Annotated in this window: 3 protein-coding genes, 2 rRNA genes and 1 pseudogene (1 of these 6 cut by a window edge); all 6 read left to right on the top strand. The window is 47.2% G+C overall.

All coding sequences use genetic code 11. The features are described 5' to 3' along the window. Positions 1 to 2,238, top strand: a 23S ribosomal RNA gene (locus ACSFXJ_RS14050); it begins 819 nt to the left of the window's first position. Between the two features lie 225 nt (positions 2,239 to 2,463). Beyond that, positions 2,464 to 2,580: ribosomal RNA gene (gene rrf, locus ACSFXJ_RS14045) — 5S ribosomal RNA — on the top strand. Between the two features lie 83 nt (positions 2,581 to 2,663). After that, positions 2,664 to 3,025: pseudogene (locus tag ACSFXJ_RS14040) on the top strand (DinB family protein); the annotation flags it as partial. Positions 3,026 to 3,222: 197 nt separating this feature from the next. Beyond that, complete coding sequence (locus tag ACSFXJ_RS14035) at positions 3,223 to 4,530, top strand: ABC transporter substrate-binding protein (protein ID WP_435920972.1); 1,308 nt, start codon at positions 3,223 to 3,225, stop codon at positions 4,528 to 4,530. Positions 4,531 to 4,683: 153 nt separating this feature from the next. Then, complete coding sequence (locus ACSFXJ_RS14030) at positions 4,684 to 5,073, top strand: hypothetical protein (RefSeq protein ID WP_435920971.1); 390 nt, start codon at positions 4,684 to 4,686, stop codon at positions 5,071 to 5,073. 58 nt (positions 5,074 to 5,131) lie between these two features. Further along, complete coding sequence (locus tag ACSFXJ_RS14025; protein ID WP_435920970.1) at positions 5,132 to 6,442, top strand: ABC transporter substrate-binding protein; 1,311 nt, start codon at positions 5,132 to 5,134, stop codon at positions 6,440 to 6,442. Positions 6,443 to 6,505 lie beyond the last annotated feature (63 nt).

Below are 6,505 nucleotides of genomic sequence, written 5' to 3'. Positions count from 1 at the left end.
GGTAGCGGAGAAATTCCAATCGAACTCGGAGATAGCTGGTTCTCCCCGAAATAGCTTTAGGGCTAGCCTCGGAAATGACAGTCGTGGAGGTAGAGCACTGATTGGGTGCGGGGCCCGCAAGGGTTACCAAGCTCAGTCAAACTCCGAATGCCATAGACTGATTATCCGGGAGTCAGACAGTGAGTGCTAAGATCCATTGTCAAAAGGGAAACAGCCCAGACCATCAGCTAAGGTCCCCAAGTGTGTGTTAAGTGGGAAAGGATGTGGAGTTGCACAGACAACCAGGATGTTGGCTTAGAAGCAGCCACCATTTAAAGAGTGCGTAATAGCTCACTGGTCGAGTGACTCTGCGCCGAAAATGTAACGGGGCTAAACACACCACCGAAGCTATGGCTTGAATCGACTTCACTGCTTCTTTGAGGCGGTGTTTAACCGATGACATTTTTGCCGAAAGCGACTTTTGAATTTGTTCAAGGGTTTCGGCCAAATGGTCCTCGGGGTTAAACACACTTCGAAGCTGGAGTGAAGTCGATTCAGGGGTAGGGGAGCGTTGAATGCGGGTTGAAGTCAGACCGGAAGGACTGGTGGACTGCATTCAAGTGAGAATGCCGGTATGAGTAACGAAAAGATCAGTGAGAATCTGATCCGCCGAAAGCCTAAGGGTTCCTGAGGAAGGTTCGTCCGCTCAGGGTAAGTCGGGACCTAAGGCGAGGCCGAAAGGCGTAGTCGAAGGACAACAGGTGGAAATTCCTGTACCACCGTAAACCGTTATGAGCAATGGGGTGACGCAGTAGGGTAGTGACGCGAGCTGATGGATGCTCGTCCAAGCAGTGAGGCTGATGTGTAGGCAAATCCGCACATCGTTAAGGCTGGGCTGTGATGGGGAGGGAAAATTTACAGTACCGAAGGTCATGATCTCACACTGCCAAGAAAAGCCTCTAGCCAGGTGAAGGTGCCCGTACCGCAAACCGACACAGGTAGGCGAGAAGAGAATTCTAAGGCGCGCGGAAGAACTCTCGTTAAGGAACTCGGCAAAATGACCCCGTAACTTCGGGAGAAGGGGTGCCTCGGTAGGGTGAATAGCCCGAGGGGGCCGCAGTGAAAAGGCCCAAGCGACTGTTTAGCAAAAACACAGGTCTGTGCGAAGCCGCAAGGCGAAGTATACGGGCTGACGCCTGCCCGGTGCTGGAAGGTTAAGGGGAGTGGTTAGGGAGCAATCCCGAAGCTATGAACTGAAGCCCCAGTAAACGGCGGCCGTAACTATAACGGTCCTAAGGTAGCGAAATTCCTTGTCAGGTAAATTCTGACCCGCACGAATGGCGTAACGACTTGGGCGCTGTCTCAACGAGAGATCCGGTGAAATTTTAATACCTGTGAAGATGCAGGTTACCCGCGACAAGACGGAAAGACCCCATGGAGCTTTACTGCAGCTTGATATTGGACTTTGATACGATTTGTACAGGATAGGTGGGAGCCTAGGAAGCCGGAGCGCCAGCTTCGGTGGAGGCGCCGTTGGGATACCACCCTGATCGTATCGGAGTTCTAACCTGGTACCGTGATCCGGTGCGGGGACAGTGTCAGGCGGGCAGTTTGACTGGGGCGGTCGCCTCCTAAAGAGTAACGGAGGCGCCCCAAGGTTCCCTCAGAATGGTTGGAAATCATTCGAAGAGTGCAAAGGCATAAGGGAGCTTGACTGCGAGACTGACAAGTCGAGCAGGGACGAAAGTCGGGCTTAGTGATCCGGTGGTACCGCATGGAAGGGCCATCGCTCAACGGATAAAAGCTACCCTGGGGATAACAGGCTTATCTCCCCCAAGAGTCCACATCGACGGGGAGGTTTGGCACCTCGATGTCGGCTCATCGCATCCTGGGGCTGAAGTAGGTCCCAAGGGTTGGGCTGTTCGCCCATTAAAGCGGTACGCGAGCTGGGTTCAGAACGTCGTGAGACAGTTCGGTCCCTATCTGTCGTGGGCGTAGGAAATTTGAGAGGAGCTGTCCTTAGTACGAGAGGACCGGGATGGACGCACCGCTGGTGCACCAGTTGTTCCGCCAGGAGCACAGCTGGGTAGCTAAGTGCGGACGGGATAAGCGCTGAAAGCATCTAAGCGTGAAGCCCCCCTCAAGATGAGATTTCCCAACTCGTAAGACCCCTTGAAGACGACGAGGTTGATAGGCTGGGGGTGGAAGCACAGCAATGTGTGGAGCTGACCAGTACTAATCGGTCGAGGGCTTATCCAAAAATACCCCAAAAAGTGACGCGAGGCTTCGAAGGTAATTCCGATTACTTTTCGGGGACCCCGGGAAACCCAGTAAGGGCTAACACGCAAATGAAGTTTCGTATCCGGTTTTCAGGGAGCAAGCACGGATCTGAAGTAGTCCGAGCGGCTACTTTAGTGAAGTAGGCTTACAGCATTTGGCGATGCTGTTTCCTGTATTAGCATTTGTTTTTAAACCAAATGCCCGTTTGGTGGCGATGGCGGAGGGGTTCCACGCGTACCCATCCCGAACACGACCGTTAAGCCCTCCAGCGCCGATGGTACTTGGACCGAAGGGTCCTGGGAGAGTAGGACGCCGCCAAGCAAAGATAAAGAGCACTACCGTAAGAAACGGTGGTGCTCTTTTGTATGCTCATATAAATTACCTTCAAATCTTCAGGAATTTTCCTCACCCCGGAAGGGTTTAACAATAACATTCGTTGGAACCTCGGCCATATTTATTTGGATCAATACTTATGGATCCGATCGTTGACGAAAGAGGATGATCAGTCGCTCCCCTCTAGTTTCAATCAATGGTTCGGATTTGGTACCCGTCCGGAGGACTTTACCACGGATACTCCCTCTTTTACAAGTTTATTAGAGTTAGACAACAGCCGACCGATATCTTGAAGAGATACGGGCACCGTTTGGAGGAGGAGTTTCCGCCAACCGAAATGGGGATGCACACGATTGAGCAGGTTTTAGTGAGAACGATTTTTCATGAAGGGCTCCATCTGGGAACGATACTTGCAATGAAGAAACATATATAGTTGTTACATAAAAAAAGGTTGCCTTCGTTTAGAGGCGGCTCTTTTACTTATAGGCATAGAAATAGGGAGTTTGGTAGCACATCATTCGATAGGAAAAGCGCTTATACAATGCTCTTTTGAAACTTGACTCATGTTAACAAATGATGTAACATTGCTATAAAAGTAATAATCTACCAATTGAATAATATTTTAACTTCATGTTTGGCCGCAGCGGAAATGGGGGTTATAAAAGGTTGTATTCGAAGATCAGGATGATAGTGTGCACTCTGCTATGTTTGTTGCTTATTTCCGGTTGTTCTACGGAAACGAGATCTTTTCCCAAGGATAAAAATATAACTATAGACGTCGGATATACAAAAGAGGAACATTTCAAGCAAAGGTATTCGGAATTGCTCGAAAACGATTATCCGAACTTCAAAATTCAGGTTGTCTCGACAAAAGATCTTTTGAATCCAGAAACAAACCCCATCCAATGGGTGAAGGATAATCAGGCGGATGTCATTTATTTGCCCTCGGAACGAATGGAATCTTTTATACAAGAAGGCTTGCTTGCAGACATCGGTCCGCTAATCCAAAAAGACGGTTTCGACTTGGAACGTTTTGTGCCCAGCGTCATTGAATTGACGAAGGCGTATGGGAACGGAAAGATGTACGGACTGCCCACGAATTTTTACGGTAACGCGATCGTTTACAATAAGGATTTATTTGATACATATAAAATTGAATATCCCGAGGATCAAATGACATGGGAGAGTATTCTATTGCTTTCCAGCAGATTCCCGTCTACCGATTCTAGTAATATCAAAGGAATTTCGCTTAAAAATGCGAACTTGCTGGATTTGATTTTACATATTGGACAAACATCGGGCCTAAAGGCATTCGACCGTGAACAACAACAAGTGTCTTTTAACGGAAAATCATGGATACCCATTTGGGAAAACGCGATTCAGGCCTATATTAATGGATCTTTAGATATTAACGCGGATCAAAACTCTTATTTGACTCCTTTTTTATCGGGTGAGAGGGCCATGGCCGTAGTAAGTTACGATGACTACAAACGCCTGGAGCAAGAGAAGCTTCCTTTCGCCTGGTCAACCGTAACCATGCCTATCGATCCGGCTCAACCGGATCAATCCGATTCCTTAAGGGTACCCGGGTTTTTCGCCATTTTGAATTCGTCGGATGATAAAGACGCGGCTTGGGAGCTTCTTAAATTTTTCAGTTCCGAAGAAGTCGCTCGTTGGGAATACCGTTCCGATTACGGCTTTTCCTCTTTACTGGAACAGGTTGTTTCGAAAGAGGAAGATAGAGTAAACGTCACCCCTTTTCATAAATTGACACCAAGGACAGTTCAGGAACATGATATGCTGCCAACCGAGTTATTAACGGTTTCACAACAAATTTTGGATCAAATCGTAAGCCGTACGCTCTCGGTACAAGAAGGCTTGGATACATTACAGGCAAAGGCCGAACAAGAATTAAAAAAGATAGCCCCGATGGATTGATGTAGGCGGAGTCGAATGACTTCTGATTGCATAGATGAAGCTTGCACGCTAATTACTAGTGTTAGTTTGTAAGATTTTTTTCATCATGTTAAACCTACATGCTTACTTCCGGGTAAGTCAGAAAACATTAATTTTTGGGAGGAGACCTGATTTATGAAGAAAAGATGGAGCATTGCCGCATTTGCCGTTGTTATGGCTGTGACCGCAGCTATCCCCGTATTTGCCGCTAAGGATCCGAACTCGGAGACCGATGCGTATATCGGGTACTCTCAACAATCGAGCAGTTACGTCAGAGGTAAGGCGTATGCCTTATCAACGAATTCCAAATTCAAAAGCATTAACGTGACCGGAACGTTCTATCAGGGTTCCACGCAAAAGGAGTCAGGGACTTCGTCCGCGACGACTAAAGGTTATGAGGCCGCATGGTATACAAAAGACAGTACGTACTCAAGCTCGAATTCCTATTCGTTGAATGCCGCTTCGCGAACATATTACACGGATGGAACATCCAGCGATCAATCCTACGCTTCAGCAAGCTGGTAAAATTCGATTTTAAGAAGAGGGGGAGCATTCCCCCTCTTTATAGTGAGGGAAAGAAAAGATGTTAAGAAAAATGATCATGATTTCATTATCGATAAGCCTGCTCATGGCATCCGGCTGCACGAATCGCCTATCGAAGGAGCCGGTTACCCTTACAATTAACTTTCCTTCCGAAAAGCTATTTTATCAAATGTACGGACATGATTTTGAAGATAAATACAGCCATATTACGATTCATGTCATTGAAGAGGATCTGTCCGACGAATCGACGGAGCCCTCTGCCGATGTGCTGTTTATGGATCAAGTTACGGTTTATAACCGGTTGATTGATGAAGGGAAACTTCTTAACTTAGAACAAAAGCTTAGGGATGAAAAATATCCGATCTCGGAGTTTAGCCCTGTCGTTGCGAATGCATTGCGATCGGAGACAGACGGTCTTTTATACGCCTTAAGTCCATCTTTTATCAGCCATGCCATTTACTACAATAAAGATCTTTTTAACCAGTACGGGATTCCGTTTCCTCAAAACCAAATGACATGGGAGGAAGTTCTTGATCTTGCGAAAAGGTTTCCTGAACGAAATGCGGATGGCGAGGCCCTGTACGGATTTAAATCGAATTATTACATAAATATACCCTTCTCGATGATCCTCAGAATCGGACAGACGGAAGGCCTGACTTTTATGGATGCCCGGACCTTGCAAGTGAATATGGATTCAGCCGCATGGCATGGCATCTTTCAAACGGTCATCGATGCATTCCGCGATAAAGCCGTATATGACAAGGATGATGATCCTACGGGTGAAATCGAACCGGCGCCTATATTGACGGGTCATGCCGCGATGGAAATTCAATCGTACACGACCGCTTATAACTTTGAAGATTATAGCCATTTTATCGGTGCCAAAAGTGTCAATTGGGATATGGTCACCGTTCCGGTGGGTAGCAGAAGCCGGGGACAAAGCGACTATTACGAGGTACAGGAGATTTACGGGATATCCGCCAAGACGGAGCATGAAGAGGAGGCTTGGGAGTTAGTCCAGTTCATCACGAACGATGCGCAGAAAATGAAAAAAAACCAGCAGGATCAAATTTCCATGGGGTTGCCCGCACAAACGGATCTGATCAAACCCGTAGATGGCCATGATTTATCGCCCTTGTACGAGCTGGATCCCGTCACGAAAAGCAACAATCCCTATGACTATATTCATTATGAAATCATAAACGCTTTTAAAGAAGTTGGTCAAAACGTGATCCAAGAGGCCATAGAGAATAAAATCACGATAGACGACGCGATTGAAAAGATTGAAAAGGATGGGCAAGCGGCGATTGACGAAATGAAGTTAAAGCTGGAACAAATGCCCGATGAATAGCCAGCGAAGCCCATTTAGGGCCGAAAACGTAAAAAGCGCCGATACCGGCGCTATTTCTTTTAT

Origin of the sequence: Paenibacillus salivarius (assembly GCF_051307165.1) — a bacterium.
GTDB lineage: Bacteria > Bacillota > Bacilli > Paenibacillales > Paenibacillaceae > Fontibacillus.
This window is presented reverse-complemented; position numbering and strand designations above follow the sequence as displayed.

Excerpts from the sequence above, each read along its gene's own strand:
- ACSFXJ_RS14025 (WP_435920970.1), top strand. The coding sequence starts at position 5,132 with ATGTTAAGAAAAATGATCATGATTTCATTATCGATAAGCCTGCTCATG.
- ACSFXJ_RS14035 (WP_435920972.1), top strand. The coding sequence starts at position 3,223 with ATGTTTGGCCGCAGCGGAAATGGGGGTTATAAAAGGTTGTATTCGAAG.
- ACSFXJ_RS14030 (WP_435920971.1), top strand. The coding sequence starts at position 4,684 with ATGAAGAAAAGATGGAGCATTGCCGCATTTGCCGTTGTTATGGCTGTG.